We start from the raw sequence: 24,880 nt of genomic DNA, 5'->3' as shown, positions 1-24,880 counted from the left end.
ACTGCTAATCTCCCCCCAAGTGGGGGAGATGTCCGGCAGGACAGAGGGGGGCGCCGTAGAGCGCCAACGTTAGTTTCTGGAACCACAGATTTTGACAACAAACCCGTTGCCGAAAAGCCCCCTCCTCGACGCCACCGGCGTCGCCAAGAATTACGGTGCGGTCGCGGCACTGCGCAACGCGTCGCTCTCCGTACTGCCGGGCGAGGTCCACGCTTTGATGGGCGCCAACGGTGCCGGCAAATCAACGCTGGTGAAGATCCTGACCGGCGCCATTCCGGCCAATGCCGGCCGGATCCTGATCCGCGGTGAAGCCCGCGACATACGTTCGCCTGCCGCCGCCCGCCGAGCCGGGCTTTTGCCGGTCTACCAGGAGCCGTCACTGATCCCCGATCTCGACGTTCTCTCCAATCTCAGGCTGACCGGCACGCCGGTCGAGCCGTTCCGCGCCTGGGTGCGCGAGCTCGGCATTCTTGATCTCGATTTGCGCGACATCGCACGCGACATTCCGCTGGCCGTGCTGCGCGTGCTCGACCTCGCTCGCGCGCTCGCCGTCGAGCCCGACGTTCTGCTGCTCGACGAGATGACGGCAGCCCTTCCCGCCAACCTCGCCGAGAAGGTGCTGGAAGTGGTGCGCCGCCAGGGCGATAGCGGCCGCGCCGTGATCTTCATCTCGCACCGCTTCGTCGAAATCTCGGCGCTGTGCGACCGCGCCACCGTGTTGCGCGACGGCGAGACCGTCGGTGTCGTCGACATCGTGCCGGGCGTCGAGGAAAAGATCGTCGAGCTGATGCTCGGCACCCGCATCGTCAAGACCCATGTCGCCGCGCGCAGCGCCGCCGAGAAGGCCGCGCCGGCGCCCGCCAAGCCGCGCATTGCCGTGCACAATCTGCGCGTCGGCACCAAGCTCAGCGATGTCTCCTTCGATCTCGCCGATGGCGAGGTCGCCGGCGTCGTCGCGCTCGAAGGCCAGGGCCAGGATGAATTGTTCGCCGCCCTTGCCGGCTCGATCCGGCCATCCGGGGGCACCATCGAAGTCGATGGCGCCCCCGTGAAATTTTCCCACCCAATCGACGCCATCCGCGCAGGGATTGCTTATGTGCCGGGCGACCGGTCCGAAGCGCTCGCCATGCAGCGCTCGGTGCGCGAGAACATCGCCCTGCCCTTCAGCGCCGCCTTGCGCAACTGGGGCCCGATCAACATGCGCCGCGAGCGCGCCACGGTGCTCAGCGCCATCGAGCGGCTGCAGATCGACACCCGCGCGCAAGGCGAGGTGCAGCGCCTGTCCGGCGGCAACCAGCAGAAGGTGACCATCGCCCGTTGGATCGCCGCGGATGCCCGCACCATCCTGTGCTTCGACCCGACGCGCGGCATCGATGTCGGCACCAAGCAGGAGATCTACAAATTGCTGCGCGAGCTCGCCGGCAACGGCAAGTCGGTGCTGTTCTACACCTCGGAGCTCGAAGAGGTGCAGCGCGTCTGCGACCGCGTCATCGTCATCTTCGGCGGCCGCCTCGTCGACATCTTTCCTGTCGAGGAGGCCGACGAGCCGGCGCTGATGCGCGCCGCCTACGGCCTGCCGCGCGGCGCCAAGGCCGATATCGGTATTCTGGCCGATCCCACCGCCCATGCCTCTGATGCCCCGGAGGCGAGGCCATGAGCCATTTGCTGCGCCGCCAGGGCTGGGTCGTCGGCTTGTTCGCCCTGCTCAGCGTCCTGTTCATCGCCACCAGGATCATTCAGCCGGCCTATGGCAGCAACGATTTCGGCTCGCTCGCCCGCGCGGTCCTGCCCTACGCCTTCGCGGTGGCCGCCCAGACGGTCGTCGTCATTGCCGGCGGCATCGACCTGTCGGTCGCCGCCATGATGGCGCTGACCAGCGTCACCGCGGCGTCGATGATGAATGGCGCCTCCGAGGAATACGCGCTGTTCGTCGTGCCCTTCGTGCTCGCCATGGGTTTTGCGCTCGGCGCCCTCAACGGCCTGTTGATCGTCGTCACCCGCGTGCCCGACATCGTCGTGACGCTCGCCATGCTGTTCGTGCTGCAAGGCGCTGCCCTTTTGGTGCTCGACGCGCCGGGCGGCGGCATCGCCGAATGGCTGAAGGCGCTGATCTCCGGCACCGTGCCGATCCCCGGCCTGCCAGACGCCATCGACGCCTGGCTGCCCAAGGCGCTGCTGGTGCTGATCGTCTGCTTGTGCATCATCTGGATACCGCTCAGGCGCTCGCGCCTCGGCCTCTCCATCTACGCCATCGGCTCGAGCGAGCTGGCGGCGTTCCGCTCAGGCGTGCCGGTCAAGCGCACCCGCATCATCGCCTATGCGCTGTCGGGCTTGTTCGCCGCCTTTGGCGGCCTGGCGCTGACCATGAGCACCGGCATCGGCGCCCCCATCCCCGGCCCCTATCTGCTGGCCAGCGTCGCCGCGGTCGTGCTGGGCGGTGTGGCGCTCGGCGGCGGCAAGGGCGGCCTGCTCGGCCCCATCGTCGCCGTCTTCGTGCTGCGGCTGGTGCGGACCGACCTGACGCTGCTCGCCATCGACCCGAATGTCACCGCCATTATTGAAGGCCTGATCATGGTGGCTGTGGTGATGTTCGGGGCGTTTATCACGATGCGGGGGCGGCAGTGATGAGGGTTGGGGCGGTGCTGTCGCAGCGAGGGGTCGGCGTTCCTGCGCGCCCCCCTCTGTCCTGCCGGACATCTCCCCCACGAGGGGGGAGATCAGCCGTCACATCGGCTTTCGCCAGTCTCCAACCTTGCACGAATGAGCGAGGCGCCAAAGCTGCCAATCTCCCCACAAGTGGGGGAGATGTCCGGCAGGACAGAGGGGGGCGCCGTAGAGCGCTAGCCTCCCCCACTTACCGCACCTGGCAAACCTCATCGCGAGCAAGGGCAGCGTCATGAGCACAACCGCGATTACTCCCCAACCCATCACCTTCGGCCGCCGGATAAAGCGCTTCATGGCCGACCGGCCGCTCATCCCGCTGGTTATCCTGCTCATCATCCTGGTGGTGATCCTGCAGATCCTGCGCCCAGGCATCGTCAACGAGCGCTGGATCGCCAACACCATCAAATTCGCCATCCCCTTGGCGATCCTCGCCGGATGCCAGACCATGACCATGTTGACCGGCGGCATCGACCTGTCAGTCGGCACGGTGGCAACGATGAGCGCCTTCATCATGGCGACGCAAATCGTCAACCAGGACCCGTCGGTGGCGTTCCTTTTGGCGATGATGCCGGCGGTGCTGATCGGCCTCGTCAACGGCATCGGCGTCGGCGTCTTCCGCGTCCACCCGCTGATCATGACGCTGGGAACCAGCCTGATCGGCACCGGCTGCCTGCAGGTCTACCAGCGCACGGTGATCGCGTCGGGCGCCAAAATCCCGGACTTCCTCGCCTGGCTCGGTACCGGCGTGACGTGGGGCTTCCCCAACGCGCTCTTGCTGTTCGTGCCGCTGGCGGCGCTCATCGTCTTCACGCTGGCCCGCACCGGCTTCGGCCGCCTGCTCTACGCCGTCGGCGACAATGAGTGCGCAACGCGCCTGTCGGGCGTACAATACTGGCAGGTGATCACCGCGCTCTACGTCACCTCCAGCGTGCTCGCCGGCATCACCGGCCTGCTCTATATCGGGCTGATCAAGGCGCCCTCGCTGTCGCTCGCCGAACCGCTGGTGCTGCCCTCGGTCGCCGCCGCCGTGATCGGCGGCACTTCGATCTTCGGCGGCCGCGGCGGCTACACCGGCACCATCATCGGCGCGCTGATCCTCACCGTGCTGACGACGCTGCTGACGATCTTGCAGATGCCGGAGGGGGCACGGCGGATCTTGTTCGGGCTGATCGTGCTGTTCGTGACGGCGGCGTATTTAAGGATTGTGGAGGAGAGGTAGGCGGCTGGTCCCGTAGAAGGTCGGGATAGTCGCCTATGGCTGCGCCGGCCCCCACTCCGTCTCGGCTGCGCCGAGCCACCTCTACCCCCACGTCCGTGGGGGAGAGGAAATGCCAAGCTTTCGTGAGGGAGGAACCCAAACTTTTCGAGGGAGAGGGAAACCCAAGCTTTTGAAGGCCGCAACTTCGGAGATTAGCGTTTCCTCTCCCCCACGAATGTGGGGGAGAGGTGGATCGGCGAAGCCGAGACGGAGTGGGGGGCTACCCTATGCGATTGCCATAGTCCTAGGTGGTCATGCCCAGGACGTGACGGGCTGAGACCGCCCCTTACTTCAACGAAATCGCCATCCCGCTCAAATCCGCATTCACCTGCAGCCCCACCTGCCGGCCCGTGAGCTCGAGCGTGGCGCCCTTGTCATTGGTCATGACGATCACCTGCGCGCCCTTGCCGAGCGCGCCGCCGCCGCCCGCCGCGCCGTAAACCCCGGTCGCATCGCGAACCCTGCTTATATGCCGCACGGTGCCGCGGAAATAGGTCTTGGAAACGCCAAAGGCGAAGCCGCCCGAGACGCCGCCGATCGAGATCGGATAGGAGCGGCCATGGAAGGTCAGCGTGCCCTCGCCGCCGGAGCCGCCGACGAAGAAGGCCGCCTTGTAGACGGCAAAGCGGATCGTGCCGCTGTCGGCATGCGCGGCACTGGCGGCGCTGACGGCAACAGCGGTGATGGCTGCAACCGCAAGCGAACGAAAGCTGGATGAGATGGTCATGATGAGAGCTCCTCAAGGTCGCCGCTCACCCAACAGGCAGGGCTCGTCGGCGTCGAATCAAACTTGAACAGTTTAGACGGGGATTTGGTTCCAGGCTTGGCAGGGTTGGCGCGGAAGATCGCCACGAAACAAGGACAAGCGCTTGCGGGCATACACCGATTGGAACGCCGGCGACGCCAGCCGAGGGGAAAGGTGTAGACAACGGTAGGCGGAGAACGGACGAGTTGATGGCTAAACTGGGCCGGAAGCTGACCGACTGGTTGTAGGTCAAGGCGCGAAGAAGCGGACACTCCGCCTACGACCCCGTCTCGGACGTATTCACTATCCGCAATAGCTCCGAAAGCCGGCGCCCAGGTGCATCACCGAAGCGGCCGCGCTGCGTCACAAACGAACGTTGCAGGTCACCAAACTTGACGCTGGGCTGGCCAAAGCCGACACTGAGCAGAGACAAAACAGGAGCACCTCAGTGGGAGGGCCTGACTCCGACTCTGAGATCACGATCAGCTCGCTCCGATCCGAGTTGACAGCGGCGCGCGAAGAAAATCAGGTACGCACCGCGGAGGTCGCCAATCTCCTTGAACAGCGGAATGCGACGAGTGCGATCCTCAGGGTGATCGCCGCATCGCCGACCGACATCCAACCCGTCCTGCAGGTCGTGGCGGAGAGTGCTGCGCGCTTCTGCGACACCTACGACGCCGGTATTTTCCTAGCGCGAGACGGGACACTATTCCCCAAAGCGCACTACGGCCCCATCGCCTTCGACTTCGAACCGATGCCGGTCGCACGCGATTGGGTCTGCGGTCGCGCCTTCGCTGACTGCAAGACTGTGCATGTCAACGACATAGCGGTTGCAGGTGAGGAGTTTCCTGTCAGCCAAACACTTGCCGAAAGGCTTGGCCACCGCACGATGCTCGCAACACCTCTCATGCGTGACACCGAGGCGATCGGCGCGCTCGTCATCAGGCGCATCGAGGTCAAGCCTTTCAGCGAGAAGCAGATCAAGCTGCTCAAGATTTTCGCCGACCAAGCGGTCATCGCCATCGAGAACGTGCGCCTGTTCGACGAGGTGCAGGCGCGTACACGCGACCTCAGCGAGGCGTTGGAGCAGCAGACCGCGACCGCCGATGTGCTCAAGGCAATCAGCCGGTCGGCCTTCGATCTCCAACCGGTACTGCAGACGCTGGTCGACTCGGCAATACGCCTGGCCGGGGCGGACATGGGCGCAATCACGTTGCGCGTTGGCGATACGTTGCGGTTCATGGCAGGCGACGGGCAGGCTGCTGAGTTGCATGCATACGAACGAGCCAATCCACATGTCGTGGGACGAGGGACGTTCCAGGGCCGCGCAGCGCTGGAGGGAATGACGATCCACGTGGCGGACGCGCTTGAAGACCCGGAATACGAAAGGCCGGAAGCGGCAATCATGGGCAGTTTCCGCGGAGTACTTTCTGTTCCGCTGAAGCGGGGTCAGGAGACCATCGGCGTATTCGGCATGGCGCGGCGGGCGATCGGGCTATTTTCACCGCGTCAAGTCGAACTGGTCGAGAGCTTCGCCGACCAGGCGGTGATCGCCATCGAGAATGTCCGCCTGTTCGACGAGGTGCAGGCGCGCAACCGTGAGGTGACGGAAGCGCTGGAACAGCAGACGGCGACGGCCGAAGTGTTGAAGACGATCAGCAGTTCGGCGTTCGATCTCGATTCCGTGCTGCATACGCTTGTGAAGTCCGCGTCCGACCTCTGTCATTCCGGGATGGGCTACATCTATCTGCGCCAGGGCGACGTGTTGCAGCCGACGGTGCAGATCGGATGGAGCCAAGAATTCCAGGACCACATGAACAACCTCCCGGTCACGCCGGGCCGGGGCAGCATCGCCGCCCGCGTTGCCCGGAGCGGGTCCGTGGAGCAGATTGCCGACGTTCTCGACGATCCGGAGTATACCAACATCGAAGGCCAGCGGCTCGGCGGCTTCCGCACCCTGCTGGGCGTTCCGCTGATGCGTGACGGCGCCGTGACCGGCGTGTTCGTCCTCGCCCGCTCGTCGGTCTCGCCGTTCAGTACGCGCGAAATCGAACTGGTGCAGACATTTTCGGATCAGGCGGTCATCGCCATCGAGAACGTACGGCTGTTCGAAGAGGTCGAGTCCCGCAACCGCGACCTAGCCGAGTCGCTGGAACAGCAGATGGCCACCGGCGAGATATTGCGCGCGATCTCCAGATCCCCGACTGATGCGCAGCCGGTCTTCGACACGATCGCCCAGAGCGCCGCCAAGCTCTGCGGGGCGCAATTCTGCTTTGTTGACCGGTTCGATGGAACGCTCCTGCACTTCATGGCCCACTACGGGGTGCCGCCCGAAGCAATCGAGACCATCGATCGGAGCTTCCCAATGGCACCAGGACGTGGCAGCGCCGCAGCGCGGGCGGTGAGCAGCGGCACCGTTGTGCAAATCCCCGACATACAGGCCGATCCGGATTATCAGGCCGATCCGGATCATAAGATGGGCGCGCTTGCCGATTTCTTGCATTCGCGAAGCACCGTCGCGGTGCCGATGCTCAAGGATGGCGTTCCGATCGGCGTGATCACGGTCGACCGGCTTGAGGCCGGCGATTTTCCCGATCGGCAGGTCGAACTGCTCAAGACGTTCGCCGACCAGGCGGTCATAGCCATCGAGAACGTGCGGCTGTTCGAAGAGGTCGAGTCGCGTGGCCGTGACCTGACCGACGCGCTAGAGAAGCAGACGGCTACCGGCGCGATACTGCAAGTGATCGCCGGGTCTCCTACGGACATTCAGCCTGTGCTGGACGCCGTCGCTGAAAGTGCCGCTCGGCTCTGCGACGCCTATGACGCAACGATCTATCTGCTGCGCTCCGACAGGCTGGCTGTGGGAGCGCATCACGGACCGATTCCGATTGACAGTGCTGGCTTGCCGGTCGCGCGCGACATCGTTACCGGCCGCGCCGTATTGGATCGGGTGCCGGTCCACGTTCACGACTTGACCATCGCTGGAGAGGAGTTTGCAACTGCCCGAATGATGGCTCAACGGCTTGGTTTTCGCGCGATTCTCGCGACTCCGCTGTTGCAGGAAGGAAAAGCAATCGGAGCGCTTATGATCCGGCGCATCGAGGCGCGGCCCTTTAGCGACAATCAAATCGACCTCCTCAAAACTTTCGCCAACCAGGCCGTCATCGCAATCGGCAATGTGCGGCTCTTCGAAGAGGTGCAGGCGCGCACCGCCGAGCTTGGCGAAGCATTACAGCAGCAGACGGCCACGGCCGATGTGCTGAAAGTCATCAGCCGATCCGCCTTCGACTTGCACCGTGTCCTGGAAACGCTGATCGATTCGGCCTGCAAGCTTTGCGGGTCGCACACGGGCGGAATCTACATGCTGGACAACGACGGCGACGCCTACAAACTCGCTGCCAACTACGGAATGAGACCAGAGCTTGTTGCCTACGAGGCTCGCCATGCCATCCGCGTAGGACGGGATTCTTACGTCGGACGCAGTGCATTGGAAAAAGCGGTGATCCACGTTCCTGATGTCGCCAAGGATCTCGAATACGGGTTCCCGGAACTACCAAGTCTCGGCGGCTTTAAGGCCGTCCTGTCCGTGCCGCTGATGCGCGAGGGCGTACCGATCGGCGTTTTCTCAATGGGCAAGCCGGAGCCAGGTCCCTATACACCTCGACAGGTCGATCTCGTCCAGACGTTCGCCGACCAGGCGGTGATCGCGATCGAGAACGTGCGCCTGTTCGACGAGGTCCAGGCGCGCACGGCAGAACTCGGCGACGCCCTGCAGCAGCAGACGGCCACCGCCGACGTGTTGAAGGTGATCAGCCGCTCGACGTTCGATTTGCAGACGGTGCTCGATACGCTCACGCAATCGGCCGCGCAGCTTTGCGAGGCGGATATGGCTGGCATCACTCGGCAGGAGCCGGAAGGCGCCTACTACGCCACCAACTACAATCTGCCTCCGGACTGGCTGGAGTACGTCAAGGACAAGCACTTTGTGCCCGGACGCGGCAGTGTGGTCGGGCGGGCATTGCTCGACCGCGGGATCGTGCATCTGGCTGACGTCCTGGCCGATCCCGAATACACCTTCCTGGAGTCTACGAGCGAGGTTTGGTTCCGGACCGTGCTGGGTGTGCCGTTGATGCGCGAGGGAAATCCGATCGGCGTACTCATACTGGCCCGCCAGAAAGTCCAACCTTTCACCGAGAAACAGATCGATCTGATCCAGACCTTCGCAGACCAGGCGGTCATAGCCATCGAGAATGCACGCCTGTTCGAAGAAGTGCAGGCGCGCACCGCGGAATTGAGCGAGTCGCTGCAGCAGCAGACGGCGACGGCCGACGTCCTGAAGGCGATCAGCCGCTCGACCTTCGACCTCCGGGCAGTGCTCGACGCACTGGCCGAATCGGTCACGCGGCTGTGCGAAGCGGACAACGCCTCGATCGTGCGTGAGACGGACGGCAAATTCGTCGAGGCCGCGAGTTACGGCTATCCGGCCGAGCTCGAGAAATATTTCAGCGGCTTTGTGCACATCCCGGGGCGCGGCACCGGGGTCGGTCGAGTCCTGCTCGAAGGCAAGGCCGTCCAGATTCCGGACGTGCTGGCAGACGCCAACTACACGCTGCGGGAAGGACAGCGGCTCGGCGGATACCGCACGGTGCTGGCCGTGCCGCTGCTGCGCGAGGGGCTTCCAATCGGCGTTTTCTCGCTCACCCGCTCGACGGTGCGGCCCTTCACCGACAGGCAGATCGAACTCGTCGAAACCTTTGCCGACCAGGCGGTGATCGCCATCGAAAATGTCCGCCTGTTCGACGAAGTGCAGGCGCGGACGGCCGAACTCGGAGAGGCGCTGCAGCAACAGACGGCAACGGCGGATGTGCTGAAGGCGATCAGCCGCTCTACGTTCGACCTGCAGCCGGTTCTCGACACGCTGGCGGAATCAGCGGCCAAGCTGTGCGACGCGGACACTAGCGTCATCTTCAAGCGCGACGGCGATCTCTACCGGTGGTCGGCCGACTACGGCAATTTGCCTGAAGCCGCGGTTTTCGCCAAAGCCAATCCCTTCGCCGCCAGTCGCGACAGCGTCACCGGAAGGGTGGCCCTCGAAGCCCGCGCCGTCCATGTTTCGGACGTGCTCGCCGACCCGGACTACGGGGCAACGCAGCTTCAGAAGCTCGGCGGCTACCGGACCATTCTATGCGTTCCGATCTTGCGCGAAGGCGCGCCGGTCGGCGTGTTCGCGCTGACGCGGTCACAGGTGCGGGACTTCACGCCGAGGCAGATCGAGCTCGTCGAGACGTTTGCCGACCAGTCCGGCATAGCGATCGAGAACGTCCGGCTGTTCGACGAGGTGCAGGCGCGTACCCGCGAACTGTCACGCTCGCTCGAAGATCTGAGAACCGCGCAGGACCGCCTCGTGCAAACGGAGAAGCTCGCCTCACTCGGCCAGTTGACCGCCGGTATCGCCCACGAGATCAAGAACCCGCTCAACTTCGTCAACAACTTCTCAGCGCTCTCCGGCGAACTCATCGATGATTTGAGCCGTGTACTGGCCGGAGCGCCTTTGGAGGCATCCGTGCGCGAAGAGGTCGCCGAGCTGACAGGCATGCTCAAGAGCAATCTCGACAAGGTGGTCCAGCACGGCAAGCGGGCCGATTCCATCGTCAGGAACATGCTGCTGCATTCGCGCGCGGGTTCAGGAGAGCATCGTCCGATCGACATCAATGCCGTCGTGGAGGAGAGCCTGAACCTTGCCTATCACGGGGCGCGCGCCGAAAAGCCGGGATTCAACATCACGCTGACGCGGAATTTCGACCCGCAGGCGGGGGATGTCGATCTCTACCCGCAGGAGATCACGCGGGTGCTTCTCAACCTCATCTCGAACGGCTTTTATGCAACGGCCAAGCGGAGCGCCGCGGCGAATGGCGCGGGCTATGAGCCGACGCTCTCCGTCACCACCAGGAGTCTCGGCGACCGTGTCGAAATCAGGATCCGCGACAACGGCACCGGCATTCCGCCGGAGGTGAAGGAGAAGATGTTCAATCCATTCTTCACGACCAAGCCAGCCGGCGAGGGCACCGGGCTCGGGCTGTCGCTCAGCCACGACATCGTCGTCAAACAGCATGCCGGCACGATCGACGTCGACAGCCAGCCAGGCGAGTTCACCGAGTTCCGGATTGTGCTGCCGCGCGCTGAGGCCTCGCTCGCAAAATCGGGAGGTGAAGCATGAGCCTCCTCATCCTGGTCGTCGACGACGAGCCCGACGTCGAGCCGCTGTTTCGCCAGCAGTTCCGCCGCGACATCCGAGCCAGCCGCTTCACCATGGAGTTCGCGCAATCGGCGGTGGATGCGTTGGAGCAGATCGACCACGCCGAAGGGGTGACACTGATCCTGGTGCTGTCCGACATCAACATGCCCGGCATGAGCGGGCTCGAGCTGCTGCCGAAGATCAAGGTGCTGCGGCCCGACGTCCCGGTCATCATGATCACCGCCTATGGCGACGCCGAAACCAAGAGCAAGGCGTTGGAGAACGGTGCCGAAGCGCTGCTGACCAAGCCGATCGACTTTTCGGCGCTCAGGCAACAGATCGAAACCCGGCTGGGAATGGTGGCGTGACGGCGCGCATCCTCGTGGTCGACGACGAGCCCGATCTTGAGGTCTTGATCGTCCAGAAGTTCCGGCGTCAGATCCGCGACGGCGCGGTCATTTTCCTGTTTGCCAGCGATGGTGTGGACGCCCTGTCCGTCATCGACGGCAACAGCGACATCGACATGGTGCTGTGCGACATCAACATGCCCCGTATGGACGGCCTGTCGCTGCTGGAGAAGCTGCAGCAGGCCGAGGGCCAGCAGCTTTCGACGGTCATCGTCTCCGCTTACGGTGACATGGCCAACATCCGCACTGCGATGAACCGCGGCGCCTTCGACTTCATCACTAAGCCGATCGACTTTGCCGACCTGGAGACCACGATCGCCAAGACCTTGAAGCATCGCGAGGTGCTGCACGAGGCGCATCGGCGGCAAGCGGTCGCGGAGCGCGCGCATGCATCCCTGTCGCGCTACTTCTCGCCCAATCTGGCCGAGCGGTTGGCCGGCGACGCCGACGGGTTGGCGCTAGCCGGACAGTGGCGCGAGGTCGCCTCGCTGTTCACCGACATTACCAGCTTCACAACGCTGGTGGAAACGATCGACCCTGCCACGCTAGGCGCGCTCCTCAACGACTATTTGGCCGGCATGACCGACGTCGTGTTCGCGCATGAAGGCACCGTCGCCAAGATCGTCGGCGATGCGCTGCATGTGCTGTTCGGCGCGCCTGGCGAGCAGCAGGACCATGCGGCGCGCGCGGTTGCCTGCGCGCTCGAGCTCGACGGGCTGTCGCAATCGTTTCGCGATAGCTGGCGCGACAAGGGCGTCACGGTCGGTACGACCCGCATCGGCGTCCATGCAGGTCCGGCGCTGGTCGGAAATTTCGGCGGAGGCCGCTTCTTCGACTACACGGCCTATGGCGACACCATCAATATCGCGGCGCGGCTGGAAAGCGCCAACAAGCAGTTGGGCACGCGTATCTGCGTCAGCGGGAGCGCGGCTGCAAGGGTCGACGGCTTCCGTGGACGGCCGGTCGGCGATCTGATGCTGCGCGGCAGGGCCGAGGCGCTGCGCGCGTTCGAGCCTTTGTCGTCAAAGCAGTATGATGATCCTTCGACGGCGAGCTATCTCGAAGCCTTCGGCAGATTGGAGGCCGGCGATGCAAACGCGCTTACGGCTTTCGCCGCGCAGATCGGCAAATGTCCGGACGACCAGCTCGCCAGCTTCCATCTCAAGCGGCTGCTCAACGGCGCCAAGGGAACGCGGATCAGCCTAGACTGATCTTTGCGCCTGTCGCGGCCGCGACCGTCAAGCCTCGTCGCCGGCAATGTCTGCTTTCACGGGGTGGCAAAGGTGCCCGGCCGACAAGAGGCGCAAAGCCGACATCGCAACTGACATGCCGTCGCTGTGGTGCCCCCCACCCCGCTCGCCATCCTCCCCCTACCCCACCTCCGCAAACAGCCAATCCCTGAACGTCTTCACCTTCCGCTGCCTTATCGCTTCCGGCGGGTATACCACGTAAAAACTCGAGACCGCTTTCAGCGCGTGGTCGAAAGGGCGCACCAGCCTGCCCGTCCCGAGGTCGGCTGAGACCAGCATGGTGCGGCCGAGCACCACGCCTTCGCCTTGCACGGCGGACTCGACCGCGAAGGTGGCGGAATCGAATGTCAGCCCGCTGTTGGGGTCGACGCCTTCGACGCCGGCGCTGGCGAGCCACGCCGCCCAGTCGATACGGTAGCCATCGCGGATCAGCGTGTGGTGTTTGAGATTCTGCGGCGTCTTCAGCGGATGCGGCCCTTCGAGCAGCCTCGGGCTGCAGACACCGAGATGTGGGATGAACTCGTTGGCGAGGCCAAGTCCGGCTACTTCGCCGCCATGGCCGAGCGCCTGCCGGTGGGTAAGGTCGCTGCGGCGGCCGATGTCGCGCCGGCCTATCTCTATCTGATGGAGGCCGAATTCATGACCGGCGAGACCATCCACATCGATGGCGGGCAGAGGTTGGTGTGAGCGAAAGAGGCAATCGCCTATGGCGTTCCCCCACTCCGTCTTGGCTTCGCCAAGCCACCTCTCCCCCACATTCGTGGGGGAGAGGAAATGCTAACCGCCGGAGTCGCGACCTCGAAAAACTTGGGTTCCCTCGCCCCAAAAAGCTTGGGTTTCCTCTCCCCTATGTACATGGGGGTAGAGGTGGCTCGGCGAAGCCGAGACGGAGTGGGGGCTGACGCCGACCTCTGCAATTGCTGTCGGGCGGACCAAAAATGCCAGCCTACGGATATTTCGCCGGCTTTGGCGCGTAGATCTGCGGATCGAAGTCCAGATCCTTCGGCAGCGGCAGGCTCGAGCACTGCAAATGCACCTGGCGGGCAAGCAGCCTTCGCTGCTGCTGCTGATGTTCCTTCGCCGCCGCGACGAGGCCCATGCTGTAGGGACCAAGCAGCACGCCGAAGCCCCATCCCGGCTGCCCCTTCTCGCGCGCGTCGTTGGCCATGGCGTCCGTTCGGGCCTGCTGGCATTCCGGCGTCGCCCATTTCGGGTCTTGTGTCGACAGCGAGGCTCCATATTGGACCGGCGAACTGACGCATCCTGCCGCTGTCACGGTCAACGCGACGACCATTGCAATTCTCATCCGCAAGCTTCTCCTAATGTAGGACCGCGACTACAGGACGATTCCAGCCGCAAAAAGGCAGCTTCAGGATGCGGATTTCGGAGAGCCGCTCAACCCAAAAGATTGCGCGCCGCGCGCATGAAGATGCGCGAGCCGATCGGGATCAGATCGTCGGGAAAATCATAGTCGGGATTGTGCAGCGAAGGAGTGCGCTCGCCGGCGCCGAGGAAGAACATCGCCGACTTCGCCTTGTGGCCGAAAATGCCGAAATCTTCCGAGGCGCGCATCGGCAAGGCTTCCTCGCTGCGCATAACACCTTCGTCGTCGAGCGCGCGGTTCAGATGCTCCACCGCGTCCGGCGCGTTGACGCTGGCCACGAAGATCTCGTGATAGTCGCAGCGGACCGACAGGCGATGCTCGCCGGCGATCCTGGCAGCCAGCGCTTCAGCGGCGGCAACAAGCTCGGCCATGCGCTCGTCGCGCCTTGTGCGCAGCGTCGCCCAGACCTCGGCGTAGCCGGGCGAGATGCCGAACACGGCCTCGCCCATCGTCGCGTGGGTGACGGTCACCATGCTGAAATCATCATCGGCAAAGGTACCGCGTCCGAGCGCGGGCAGCAGCGGCATCAGCGCACTCACCGCCGGCATCGGCGACACGCCGGTTTCGGGCATGGACGAATGCGCGGTCTTGCCCTCAAGCACGATGCGGATGCCGCGCGAGGCGCAGTTCACGACACCTTCCCTGAGGCGCACCTCGCCGAACGGCACGCCCGGCAGATTGTGCAGCGAGAAGGCGAAATCCGGAGCGATCTCGCCAAAGCGCGGATCGGCGACAACACCGGCCGCACCATTGCCGGTTTCTTCCGCCGGCTGGAACATCAAGACGACGCGGCCGCGCGCCGGCCTTTCGCGGCCAAGCTGGCGGCCAAGTGCTGCCAGGATCGCGGTGTGGCCGTCATGGCCGCACATATGCGATTTTCCGGGCACCTGCGAGGCATGGTCCACGCCCGAAAGCTCCTCGATCGGCAGTGCGTCCAGCTCCGAGCGGAACAGCACCGTCGGCCCTGCCTGGCCGCTGTCATAGACCGCCGCCACACCATGGCCGCCCAGGCCGGTCAGCACCTGGTCCGGGCCGGTATCGGCGAGGAAGGCGACGACCTCTCTCGCGGTCTTCTCCTCTTCGTTCGAGATTTCCGGCTGCTGGTGCAGCTTGCGCCGCCATGCCGTCAGCTCGATGATGTCGCGATTGGTCAGGGTCATGGTTGGGCTCCGCTTGGTGCTGCGGCCTTCATAGCATGCGTGAAGGCTACTCCGGCAATCCCGCCAACCGCATCGCGTCGGTCACCTCACCGACAATCTCCGGCGCCAGCCCGACCGCTGCCGACCACCGGCCGATGGTGAAATGCGGGTCGAGCGCCATCAGCCGCGCGGCCGAGGCCTTGGCCTCGTCGAGCCGGCCGAGCCTGGCCAGCGGTGCGGCCAGCCAGCCATGCAGCATGCTGAAGCCGGGGGTCATCTCCACCGCCCTCCGGCCTGCTTCTACTGCCTGCTCGTGCCGGCCGGAGAGAAAATTGCCGAAGCCGATAATGCCGTGCGGCACGCAGTTCATGGCATCCAGCGGGGAGAGCCTGATCGCCTGCTCGCCCCAGTCGATGGCGCGTGCCGCATCGCCGCCATAGGCCACCGACACGCAACCAAAGGCGTAGACGAAGGAGCAGGAGGCGTTGAGCGAAAGCGCGGTCGCGAATGCCGCGTCGGCGAGCTTGCGGTCATGCTCGACCATGCCGATGGTGAAACCGGCGAGCGCCATCGCCATGGCGTCGCCCGGACCGTGCTCGATCGCCGCATGGGCATGGCGGGCTGCCTTGTCGCGATGCTCTGCCAGCAAACCGCCGCGTAGGTAAAGGGTCTGATGCGCCCAGGCGGCAAAGCCGTGCGCAAGCGCATAGCTCGGCTCGATGGCGAGCGCCTGGTCGAGAAGCGGCAGACCCTTGGCGGCGCCCTGCGGCATGAAGGTGTAGACATCCGGCAGCGCGCGCAGCAAAAGATCGTACGCGTCGAGACTGTCGGGGCGCTTGCGCTTGACGCGCTCGATCTCGGCCCGGCGCAGATTGGGTTCTATTGCGGCGACGACGCTGACGGTGATCTCGTCCTGCAGCGCGAACACATCGGTCAGCTCGCGGTCGTACCGTTCGGCCCACAGATGGCTGCCATCCTCGGCGTCGATCAGCTGGCCGGTGATGCGCACGCGGCTGCCCACCTTTCGCACTGAGCCTTGCAGCACATAGCGCACGCCGAGCTCCTGCCCGACCTGCTTCACGTCGACCGCGCGGCCTTTGTAGGTGAAGCTTGAGTTCCGCGCGATCACGAACAGCCAGCGAATGCGCGACAGGCCGGTGATGATGTCCTCGACCATGCCGTCGGCAAAATAATCCTGCTCGGCATCGCCGCTCATATTGGCAAAGGGCAACACCGCGATGGAGGGGCGGGCGGGAATGCCCAGGTCCGGCTTCGCTTGCTGTACCGATGCGCTCGCCTGGGCACCGCCTTCCTCGCGCACGGTGCCGACGAAGCGAAAGCCCCGGCGCAGGATGGTGCGGACAAGGCGCTGCTCCTCGCCGCTGTCCTGAAGGGCATTGCGCGCGGCGTTGACGCGGCTGGCAAGCGTGGCGTCGGAGACGATCCGCCCTTGCCAGACCGCATCGACCAGATCGTCCTTGCTGACCACCCGCTCGCGGTTGCGGATCAGAAATTGCAGCAGGTCGAAGACCTGCGGCTCGACGGGGACCAGCTCATTGCCACGGCGCAATTCGCGCCGCTCGCCATCCAGAGCAAAATCCTCAAAATGATACGACAAAATGCTGTCTCCAAATCGTCCGGAAATTGCCGGTCAGGCACTTTAGCCGCGTCTTGAGTGCAAAATCAAAATGATCTCAAGCGAAAATCAAGGGGTCCTGAAGGTCCCCTCAAAGCGCGCCCGCTGCCGCCGGCGCATAGTCCTCCTGCAACAAACGTTCAACCGGCCCAACCAAGCAACCGACCAAGCTTTTGAAAAGGAGAACTCAAATGTCGAACAATGCAGCAAATTCCGTCGTCCTCGTTCATGGCGGCTTCGTCGATGGCTCCGGCTGGGACGGCGTCTACCAGATCCTCAGGAAGGACGGCTATGACGTCACCATCGTCCAGAACCCGACGACCTCGCTCGCCGACGACGTCGCCTTCACCAAGCGCGCCATTGCCGAAGCCAAGAGCGACGTCATCCTGGTCGGCCATTCCTATGGCGGCATCGTAGTGTCGGAAGCCGGCACCGATCCGAAAGTGGCTGGTGTCGTCTATATCGCGGCCTTCGCCGGCGATGCCGGCGAGTCGGTTGCGACCCTGATCGCCAACCCGCCTCCCGGCGCTTCGGTGCCGCCGATCCTGCCGCCCGTCGACGGCTTCCTGATGCTCGACAAGGAGAAGTTCGCCGCCTCCTTCGCCGCCGATGTCCGCCCTTCGCTCGCCGCCTTCATGGCCGACTCGCAGGTTCCGTGGGGCATCCCGGCGCTCGAAGGCAAGGTCACCGCTCCGGCCTGGAAGGTGAAGCCGAGCTGGTATCTGGTCGCCGCCGACGACAAGATGATCCCGCCGCCGGCACAGCGCCAGATGGCAACCCGCGCCGGTGCGACAACGGTCGAAGTGCCCGGCAGCCACGCGGTCTACGTCTCCGATCCGGCAGCTGTCGCCAAGCTCATCGAACAGGCGGCCGCCGGCATCGCCAAGAAGCGAGCCGCGTAACACGAATGAATTGCCCGGGCGCCTGACGATGCCCGGGCGTTTTTGCGCCGTCGTACCGGCCATGGCGGGGTGAGCGACATATTCCCCTCCGGGATCGTCGAGCTCATCTCCGACATCTCGCGGCCGCTCCTGAGGAGCACGGCGCACACGCCTGTGCCAAATCTTCGGCGATATCAGGCTCCATCCAGTTGAGGGCAGTTTCGGAACAACAATGGCCAGGCGGTTTGCGTTTCTCTTGGTTCGCGACTTCACCCTGTCGCCGCTGTCGCTGTTCATCGACACGCTGCGGCTCGCAGGCGATGAGGGCGACCGCAGCCGCAGGATCGAGTTCGACTGGGAGATCGTCGGCGAACGCGGCCTGCCGATCCGGGCGAGTTGCGGTGTCGAATTGCTGCCGACCAAGGCGATCGGCAATCCGGAGGAGTTCGACAATGTCGTCGTGGTCGGCGGCCTGCTCGACACCAACCGCAGCCTCAGCTCCGAAAAGGAAGCCTTCCTGTTGCGGGCCGCCGAAAAGGGCGTGCCGCTGACGGCACTCTGCACGGGCAGCTTCGTGCTCGCGCGCTACGGCCTGCTCGACGGCTACAGCGCCGCTGTGAGCTGGTTCCACATCAAGGATTTCCGCAACCAGTTCCCTGACGTGAACGCCCATGCCGACAGCCTGTTTTCCGTCGACCGGGGCCGTTCGACCTGCGCCGGCGGCACGGGAGCGGCCGACTTTGCCGGCCATTTCGTCTCGCAGTTCATCGGCCGCAAGGCGGCGGAAAAAGCCGCCAATATCCTGGTGCTCGACCGCATCCGCTCGAGCCGGGACGTTCAGCCCGTCGGCGACCTCTTTCCCGCGGCGTCGAGCCGGGCGGTGAAGCGGGCGCTGCTTTTGATGGAAAGCAACCTCCAGGAGACGCTGTCGGTGGAAGAGATCGCGAGCCGGCTGAATCTATCGCGGCGCCAGCTCGAGCGGCTGTTCGGCGCCGAGCTCGGCCTCGGTCCGATGGCCGCATATCTTGCGCTGCGCGTGCATCATGCGAAATCGTTGCTGGAGGCAAGCGACCTGCAGATCGGCGACATTGCCTATCGCTGCGGCTTTCCCAATGCCGGCCATTTCAGCCGCGTCTTCCGCCAGCAGACCGGCATCACGCCCACCCATCTCAGGCATCCCGGCCGCATATCTGGTGTCTCTGCCGGTAGTAGTGGCCCATAGGTGAATGTTCCGGACTATGACGCCATCAGATTTCGAGTGCGACCTCGGCGCCGGTATGATAATATCATACCGGCTCTGATAGGAGAAACCATGTCAGCAACTGAAAAACGCACTTTCAGCCTGCCGGCCGAGCAGGCCGCTTTCATCGACCAGCTCGTTCAGTCCGGCACATACGCCACCAGCAGCGAAGTGATCCGCGCCGGTCTTCGCGCATTGCAGGAACGCGATGCCGCCGTGGAGCGCTGGCTGCGCGAGGAGGTCGTGCCGACCTATGACAGGTGGAAGGCAGATCCTTCCCAGGCCATCCCGGTCGACCAGGTTTTTGACAGCATCCGCGCCCGTCACGCCGCCCGCCTCAAGGGGGACGTGTGAAGCGCCGGCATGTTGTCCTGTTGCCGGACGCCCAGGCGGACCTGCTATGGATATACGATACGGTCGCTCACGCATCCGGAAGCCTCACCGCCATTCGCTACATTGAGCGGATCGAGCGATTTTGCCTGGGTCTTGACTACGCCTCGGAGCGCGGAACCCGAAGGGATGATTTACGGCCAGGGCTTCGCATCGTTGGTTTCGAGCGGCGCCTGACTGTGGCGTTCGCCATAGAAGGCGATCAGGTGGTGATTCTCCGGGTGTTCTACGGTGGCGCTAACTGGGAGGACGAGTTGGGATCTACCGCTCCGTGAACGCTCGCGCGAAGGAATCCAGCATCGGTCGCGCCAGATATTCGAAGAAGGTCCGCTCGCCGGTGCTGATAAACGCCTCGACCGGCGTTCCCGGGTAAAGCTGCTCAGCTTTCACGCCCTGCGGCAGCGTGTCCGTGATCTTCAGCCTGGCGCGGAAATACGCCTCGTGCGTGGTTTCATCGATCAGCCGGTCTGCTGAAATCTGTGTCACCGTCGCCGAGACCTCAGGCGTGAGGCGCGCGTTCAGGGCCGACAGTCTGAGCTTCGCCGGCTGGCCGACACGGACTAGGTCCACATCCCTCGGCCGCAGCTTCGCGTCGACGATGAGGCCTGACGCGGTGGGCAGGATCTCCATGATCTTCTGCCCGGGGGCAATCACGCTGCCCTTGGAATTATAGGTCGACGACACCACAATGCCGGCCGCCGGCGCCTTGATTGTCGTGCGCCCCAGCACCGCCTCGGCTGCCGTGATCTGTTCGCCGATGTCGGCCAAATTGGTGCGAACCTCGTCGAGCTTGGTCAGCGCGTCCTCGACGCGTTGCGTGGTGGCGCGCTCGACCTGCGCCTGGGCTTCCACGATCTGGGTCTTGGTCGCAGCAAGGTCCGCCTCCAGCGCGCCGGCCTGGCCGACCAGATCGGCCTCGCTGCGCAAAAGCTGCGAATATTCGCTGCGGTTGGTGAGGCCCTTGTCGAGCAGGCTGGTCTTGATGCCGAGTTCCTTCTTCACGATGTCAGCCTGTTGCTGGATCGCCAGTTTCTGCGCGTCCAGTCCCAGCGCCGACTCGCGATGCATGGCGACGCGCTGCGCCAGGATCGACTGCTCGGACCGGAACCGGGCGAGCCTGGCGTCGAACTCCTTCTGCTGTTCGTGCACCAGATTGTCGAAATCGGTCTGGAACGGCGCGGGTGCCGCCTCGGTGATTGGCGCCAACCTGTCCGATCCGTCGCGCTCCGCTTCGAGCCGCGCGGCGCTCGCCCTGAGCGCGATCGACTGTCTGGTCAGCCGGTTGAGGTCGGCCTCGGCCGCCGTGCGGTCGAGGAGGACCAGCGGCTCGCCTTGTTGCACGCGGTCGCCTTCATGCACCAGCAGCTGCTCGATGATGCCGCCCTCGGGGTGCTGGATGAGGATGTTGCCGCCCGTCGCCGAGATCGTACCGGACGTGATCACCGCCCCGGAGAGCGGCGCGCTCGCCGCCCAATAGCCGAAGCAGCCGACGAAGAGCGCTACGGCCGCGTAGCCGACGATGGCCGTGCGGCGGAAATCGGTGCGCGGTCGGCTTTCGAAGGCAATGCTCTGCTGTGTCATCATCTATGACCCGAAGCGGACGCTGTGCGGACGCACGGTCGGCACGAACGAGCCCGTCACCACGGCGCTCCCGGCAACGCCCTTGCCGGCCGTGGATTGCCGCAGCACCTCGCTCGAGGGGCCGAAGGCTTCGATGGCGCCGTTGCGCAGGACCATCACGCGGTCGCAGGCGGCAGCGATCGAGGGGCGATGCGTGATCACCAGTGCCGTGACGCCCGCGCCGCGCACGGCCGAAAGCATCGCTTCGAGCGCCGCCTCCCCGCTGCCGTCGAGATGGGCGTTGGGCTCGTCCAGCACCAGAATGCGTGGATTGCCGTAGAAGGCGCGCGCCAGTCCGATCCGCTGCCGCTCGCCGCCCGACAGCACGGTATGCGACGGCCCGATCATGGTCTGATAGCCGTCGCGCAGCGTGAGGACCAGCTCATGCGCCTCGGCACGCCTGGCCGCTTCGACGATCGCGGCGTCATCGGCGGCGGGATCGAAGCGGGCGACGTTTTGCGCGATCGATCCGGGGAAAAGCTCCACCTCCTGCGCGAGATAGCCGATATGCCTGCCAAGCTGGATTTCGTCCCAGCTCCTCAGATCGGCGCCGTCGATCCTGACCGCGCCGCCGGTCGGCTGCAGCGCGCCCACAAGCAACTTCGCCAGCGTCGATTTGCCGGCGCCGCTCGGGCCGACGATCGCCACCGCTTCGCCGGCGCCGATGGCAAAATTCAACCGCTTGAGGATGGGCTCGGTGCCGAACGACGCATTCGGCGCGATGAAGAACAAATCCTGCACCGAAATCGCACCCAACGGATCGGGCAGGACGAGCTTGCGCGCTTGCGCCGGTTGCGCCGCAAGCGCGGTGTCCAGCCGCTTCCAGCATCGCCTGGCATCGACGATCTGCCGCCAGGATCCGATCAGCTGATCGAGAGGTTGCAACGCGCGCGACGACACCAGCGATGAAGCGAAGATCATGCCGGCGGTCATCTGCCCTTGCAGCACCAGCCACGCGCCGGCGCCGAGGATCGCCAGTTGCAGCATCATGCGCAGCGACCGCGATGTTGCGCTGAAGATCGCATTGGCGCTGCCGGAACGGTCATGCAGGGTCAACGCTTCGGCGACATGCTGTCCCCAGACCGCGGCGGCATTTTGCACCATGCCCATGGCGCGCAGGGTTTCGGCGTTGCGGGCAAAGGCCTGCTCCGCCTGGCTGGCCACGGCCGAGCGTTCCGCCGACATGGCATCGTTCCTGCCGATGGCAAGCTGGTTGGCCACGACCAGCAAAAACAGAAGCACGGCGCCGGCGAGCGTCAGCCAGAACAGCACGGGATGGATGAAATAGAGCAAGGCGAGGAAGACGGGAGCAAACGGCAGGTCGAACAGCACCGCCACGCCGCGCGACCTGATGAAGGCGCAGGCTGTGGCAAGATCGCTCAGCGGCGACAGCGCGCTGCCGGCATATCTGGCGCCAAGCGAGGCGGCAAATGTCCGCGCACCGAGCTTTTGGTCGACGGTCGCCGCGACGCGTTGCGCGTAGATGGCGCGGACCGCGTCGAGCAGGCCGAGAAAGCCGAGCGCGGCAACCGCCATTGCCGACAGGTAAAGCAGCGTCTCGACGCTGGAGGAGGGCAGCACCCGGTCATAGACCTGCAGCAGATAGAGCGGGATCACCAGAAGCAGGATGTTGATCAGCAGCGAGAAGACGCCGATATCGGCGATGGCGCGCAGGAAAACCGGGCGCAGCCCGATGGCTGCATCCCTGAGCGGCGCGCGGTCCCGCGGCATCGCGCCGGCCACCTAGACTGTGTGCTCGGTTGTGCTCAGATGGCTCTGCTGCAAATCGTTCAGCGTATAAGCGTGGATATAGTCGATCTTCATCTGCGCGGGCGTGGCGAGATGGTCGGGCGGCGCGCCGGCTTGACCGCCGACCGCAAGGTCGACCAGCATATACATGGGCTTGTTCATATCGGACGGCGTCGCCGCTTCCGCGACCTGGACGCCATCATAGGTCCAGACCAGCTTGTCCGGCGTCCACAACAGGCCATAGGTGTGATAGCCGTCGGTGTTCGAGACATTCACCGTCGACCCGACCGTGGTGTGGGTTCCCGTCTCATTTGTGTGCGCGGTCATGAGAAGCGCATTCGGGTTCTGGCCATACATTTCCATCACGTCGAGTTCCGGGGGCCAGGAACCGTCTTCGGGCAGAAGCCAGAAGGCCGGCCACGCGCCGGCGTTTTCCGGAAGGTCGGCCCGCATTTCGAAATAACCATAGGTCTGCGAGAAGGTGTCGTGCGTCGTCAGTATGCCGGAGGTGTATTCGTAGTTGTTGATCAGCGGCTTGATGTCGTCGGGCGCCTGCGCCGCGGTGATGGTGAGCACGCCGTTTGTCACGCTGAACGGATGGACCGAGCTGGTCGGCGCATAATTGCCGTCGATATACCATTGCAGCTCGCCGTTCTGGGGCTGCGAGCTGCCGTTCTGCGCCCCCCACCAGAAATTGGAATCCCAGGTGCCGCTCTGGCCGTTCCACAGGCTCAGCGTGTTGAAATCGTCGTTGAAGGACAGCGTCATGCCTGTCTTGTCGATCGGCAGCTCGAACTGGGCGGGCTGAAACTTGTCGATCGTGGTGTTGTTGAACACCAGCACCTCGCTCGAGCCGAGGTTCAGCTGCACGTTCGATCCCACCTGGACCATGTTCGCCTGGACGGCCTCGAACGAGGTGAAGGCGTAGCCGTTGAGGCGCACGGTGTCGGTCGCGTCGAAATCGGAGATCAGGTCGCTGCCGTTGCCCTTGGTGATGATGAAGGTGTCGGCGCCGGCGCCGCCGATCAGCACGTCATTGCCCTTGCCGCCGTCCAGCGTCTGGCTGCCGGCGCCGCCCGTTATGATGTTGTCCTGACCATTGCCGAAGGCATAGTGGCCGTCGCCGGTGACGACGAGGTTCTCGAAATTGGCGGGCAGCTTGTAGCTCATCCAGGTGTCGATCGTGTCGACGCCCGCGCCGTAGTTCTCGACCGCTTTGTTGATCGTCGAATAGAGATGGTAATAGTCGTCGCCCGCGCCGCCATACATGGTGACCTTGACGCCGGTGTCGCCCCAGAAGGAATCGTTGCCCGAGGTGCCGTAGAAGTACGGCGCTCCAGTCGCCGAGAACCAGTGGGTGGAAGCGCCGGTGTAGGGAAGCGGAATGCCCTTGGCGTTCAGGACGGTGGTCATTCGGACACTCCTTGTGCGTGTTGCCTTGGCCGCTCGATAGCCTTCGAGCGACCACCGGATCAAATTTTAGATTAATCTGTCGCTCCAGGGTATCATCCTATAGTACACCAAGAAGATAGCCATTCATCAATTAATAGATCATGTTGAGTATAATAAGCTGAGCCTAATACAATTTTAGAGAGAGACTTCAAAAATTTTAATAAATATTGTAAAATTTATGCCGAAAGATTAGGCAGATTGTCAATAATGCATGCAATTGTCGCGATGCGGCTTACCTGCCTGAAGCGACGGCCAAAATAGCGGGACGGATGGCCGCAGCCAAAGGGCCCAAAAAATTTGACAGGCCGTGTCGGACCGGGTGAAGTTCACCCGTCCTTGGGGCATCGATCAACGAAACCACAAAGGATACCAGAGACATGCCAAGCACCGTACGTTTGCACCGCGTTCTGACGACCAACCCTGAGAAGGTCTACCGCGCATTCACCGAAGCCGATGCGCTGGCCAAATGGCTCCCGCCGAACGGCTTCACCTGCTCGGTGCACAGCTTCGACGCAAAAGTCGGCGGCACGTTTAAAATGTCGTTCCGCAACTTCACCACGGGCGGCAGTCACGCCTTCGGCGGCGAATATCTCGAGCTCGTTCCAGGCGAACGCGTGCGCTACACCGACAGGTTCGACGACCCCAACCTGCCCGGCGAGATGCAGGTGACCGTGATCTTGAAGAAAGTGTCGGTCGGCACCGAACTCGACATCACGCAGGCAGGCATTCCCGACCTCATTCCGGCCGAGGCCTGCTATCTCGGCTGGCAGGAGTCACTGCGCAACCTGGCAAAGCTCGTCGAACCCGAGATCAATCAGTAGAGCCATCCG

General features: G+C 64.1%; 20 protein-coding genes. 12 read left to right on the top strand and 8 right to left on the bottom strand.

Annotation, left to right across the window (positions count from 1 at the left end; translation table 11 throughout):
• Positions 1 to 106: 106 nt before the first annotated feature.
• From AC1DYO_RS23900 to AC1DYO_RS23890, 3 genes are all read left to right on the top strand, one after another.
• Positions 107 to 1,657 carry a sugar ABC transporter ATP-binding protein gene (locus AC1DYO_RS23900; protein ID WP_477266932.1) on the top strand — a complete coding sequence of 517 codons (1,551 nt, stop codon included), beginning with the start codon at positions 107 to 109 and terminating at the stop codon, positions 1,655 to 1,657.
• Complete coding sequence (locus tag AC1DYO_RS23895) at positions 1,654 to 2,625, top strand: ABC transporter permease (protein ID WP_477266924.1); 972 nt, start codon at positions 1,654 to 1,656, stop codon at positions 2,623 to 2,625. The genes AC1DYO_RS23900 and AC1DYO_RS23895 overlap by 4 nt, the downstream gene beginning before the upstream one ends.
• A 271-nt stretch (positions 2,626 to 2,896) precedes the next feature.
• On the top strand, positions 2,897 to 3,883 hold the full coding sequence (locus AC1DYO_RS23890; protein WP_477266923.1) for an ABC transporter permease: 987 nt from the start codon (positions 2,897 to 2,899) through the stop codon (positions 3,881 to 3,883).
• A gap of 325 nt (positions 3,884 to 4,208) precedes the next feature.
• Here the strand turns inward: AC1DYO_RS23890 and AC1DYO_RS23885 are convergent, their stop codons facing one another.
• Positions 4,209 to 4,649: a hypothetical protein gene (locus AC1DYO_RS23885; protein ID WP_477266922.1), complete on the bottom strand. Its 441-nt coding sequence runs from the start codon at positions 4,647 to 4,649 to the stop codon at positions 4,209 to 4,211.
• Between the two features lie 520 nt (positions 4,650 to 5,169).
• Here AC1DYO_RS23885 and AC1DYO_RS23880 point away from each other — a divergent pair.
• Genes AC1DYO_RS23880 through AC1DYO_RS23870 form a run of 3 tightly spaced genes read left to right on the top strand, consistent with a single transcriptional unit; the run spans position 5,170 to position 12,520 of the window.
• Entirely contained in the window at positions 5,170 to 10,884 is a 5,715-nt protein-coding gene (locus tag AC1DYO_RS23880) for a GAF domain-containing protein (protein ID WP_477266921.1), read from the top strand.
• Positions 10,881 to 11,270: a response regulator gene (locus AC1DYO_RS23875; RefSeq protein ID WP_095081778.1), complete on the top strand. Its 390-nt coding sequence runs from the start codon at positions 10,881 to 10,883 to the stop codon at positions 11,268 to 11,270. Before AC1DYO_RS23880 ends, AC1DYO_RS23875 begins: the two co-directional genes overlap by 4 nt.
• Entirely contained in the window at positions 11,267 to 12,520 is a 1,254-nt protein-coding gene (locus AC1DYO_RS23870) for an adenylate/guanylate cyclase domain-containing protein (protein ID WP_477266920.1), read from the top strand. The genes AC1DYO_RS23875 and AC1DYO_RS23870 overlap by 4 nt, the downstream gene beginning before the upstream one ends.
• Before the next feature lie 159 nt (positions 12,521 to 12,679).
• On the opposite strand, the gene AC1DYO_RS23865 is transcribed toward AC1DYO_RS23870, so the two are convergent.
• Positions 12,680 to 13,075, bottom strand: coding sequence for a LysR substrate-binding domain-containing protein (locus tag AC1DYO_RS23865; RefSeq protein WP_477266931.1), 396 nt, complete (start codon positions 13,073 to 13,075; stop codon positions 12,680 to 12,682).
• On the opposite strand from AC1DYO_RS23865, the gene AC1DYO_RS23860 reads away from it, so the two are divergent.
• Positions 13,028 to 13,246: an SDR family oxidoreductase gene (locus AC1DYO_RS23860; RefSeq protein WP_477266930.1), complete on the top strand. Its 219-nt coding sequence runs from the start codon at positions 13,028 to 13,030 to the stop codon at positions 13,244 to 13,246. The two genes, AC1DYO_RS23865 and AC1DYO_RS23860, sit on opposite strands and share 48 nt — an antisense overlap.
• 259 nt (positions 13,247 to 13,505) lie before the next feature.
• Here the strand turns inward: AC1DYO_RS23860 and AC1DYO_RS23855 are convergent, their stop codons facing one another.
• The 3 genes from AC1DYO_RS23855 to AC1DYO_RS23845 all read right to left on the bottom strand — a co-directional run bounded on the left by AC1DYO_RS23855 (position 13,506) and on the right by AC1DYO_RS23845 (position 16,700).
• On the bottom strand, positions 13,506 to 13,865 hold the full coding sequence (locus AC1DYO_RS23855; protein ID WP_477266919.1) for a hypothetical protein: 360 nt from the start codon (positions 13,863 to 13,865) through the stop codon (positions 13,506 to 13,508).
• 89 nt (positions 13,866 to 13,954) lie between these two features.
• Positions 13,955 to 15,103, bottom strand: a complete 1,149-nt coding sequence (locus AC1DYO_RS23850) for an amidohydrolase (protein ID WP_477266918.1) — start codon at positions 15,101 to 15,103, stop codon at positions 13,955 to 13,957.
• A gap of 46 nt (positions 15,104 to 15,149) precedes the next feature.
• A complete protein-coding gene (locus tag AC1DYO_RS23845; RefSeq protein ID WP_477266917.1) occupies positions 15,150 to 16,700 on the bottom strand; it encodes a winged helix-turn-helix domain-containing protein in 1,551 nt (516 codons plus the stop codon).
• A 209-nt stretch (positions 16,701 to 16,909) separates the two neighbouring features.
• Between AC1DYO_RS23845 and AC1DYO_RS23840 the strand changes: the two genes are divergently transcribed.
• The 4 genes from AC1DYO_RS23840 (at position 16,910) to AC1DYO_RS23825 (ending at position 19,504) form a co-directional block, all read left to right on the top strand.
• On the top strand, positions 16,910 to 17,620 hold the full coding sequence (locus AC1DYO_RS23840) for an alpha/beta fold hydrolase (protein ID WP_477266916.1): 711 nt from the start codon (positions 16,910 to 16,912) through the stop codon (positions 17,618 to 17,620).
• A 211-nt stretch (positions 17,621 to 17,831) separates the two neighbouring features.
• Complete coding sequence (locus AC1DYO_RS23835) at positions 17,832 to 18,821, top strand: GlxA family transcriptional regulator (RefSeq protein WP_477266915.1); 990 nt, start codon at positions 17,832 to 17,834, stop codon at positions 18,819 to 18,821.
• 90 nt (positions 18,822 to 18,911) lie between these two features.
• Entirely contained in the window at positions 18,912 to 19,193 is a 282-nt protein-coding gene (locus AC1DYO_RS23830; RefSeq protein WP_477266914.1) for a type II toxin-antitoxin system ParD family antitoxin, read from the top strand.
• Positions 19,190 to 19,504: a type II toxin-antitoxin system RelE/ParE family toxin gene (locus tag AC1DYO_RS23825; protein ID WP_477266913.1), complete on the top strand. Its 315-nt coding sequence runs from the start codon at positions 19,190 to 19,192 to the stop codon at positions 19,502 to 19,504. Before AC1DYO_RS23830 ends, AC1DYO_RS23825 begins: the two co-directional genes overlap by 4 nt.
• Here the strand turns inward: AC1DYO_RS23825 and AC1DYO_RS23820 are convergent.
• Genes AC1DYO_RS23820 through eglC form a run of 3 tightly spaced genes read right to left on the bottom strand, consistent with a single transcriptional unit; the run spans position 19,491 to position 24,011 of the window.
• Complete coding sequence (locus AC1DYO_RS23820; protein ID WP_477266912.1) at positions 19,491 to 20,810, bottom strand: HlyD family type I secretion periplasmic adaptor subunit; 1,320 nt, start codon at positions 20,808 to 20,810, stop codon at positions 19,491 to 19,493. The two genes, AC1DYO_RS23825 and AC1DYO_RS23820, sit on opposite strands and share 14 nt — an antisense overlap.
• 3 nt (positions 20,811 to 20,813) lie before the next feature.
• On the bottom strand, positions 20,814 to 22,580 hold the full coding sequence (locus tag AC1DYO_RS23815) for a type I secretion system permease/ATPase (protein ID WP_477266911.1): 1,767 nt from the start codon (positions 22,578 to 22,580) through the stop codon (positions 20,814 to 20,816).
• 12 nt (positions 22,581 to 22,592) lie between these two features.
• Positions 22,593 to 24,011: an endo-1,3-1,4-beta-glycanase EglC gene (gene eglC, locus AC1DYO_RS23810; protein WP_477266910.1), complete on the bottom strand. Its 1,419-nt coding sequence runs from the start codon at positions 24,009 to 24,011 to the stop codon at positions 22,593 to 22,595.
• Positions 24,012 to 24,427: 416 nt separating this feature from the next.
• Here eglC and AC1DYO_RS23805 point away from each other — a divergent pair, with 416 nt between their 5' ends.
• A complete protein-coding gene (locus tag AC1DYO_RS23805; RefSeq protein ID WP_477266909.1) occupies positions 24,428 to 24,871 on the top strand; it encodes an SRPBCC family protein in 444 nt (147 codons plus the stop codon).
• The last annotated feature ends 9 nt before the right edge of the window (positions 24,872 to 24,880 follow it).

Source organism: Mesorhizobium sp. P2_F5, assembly GCF_056403715.1.
This window is presented reverse-complemented; position numbering and strand designations above follow the sequence as displayed.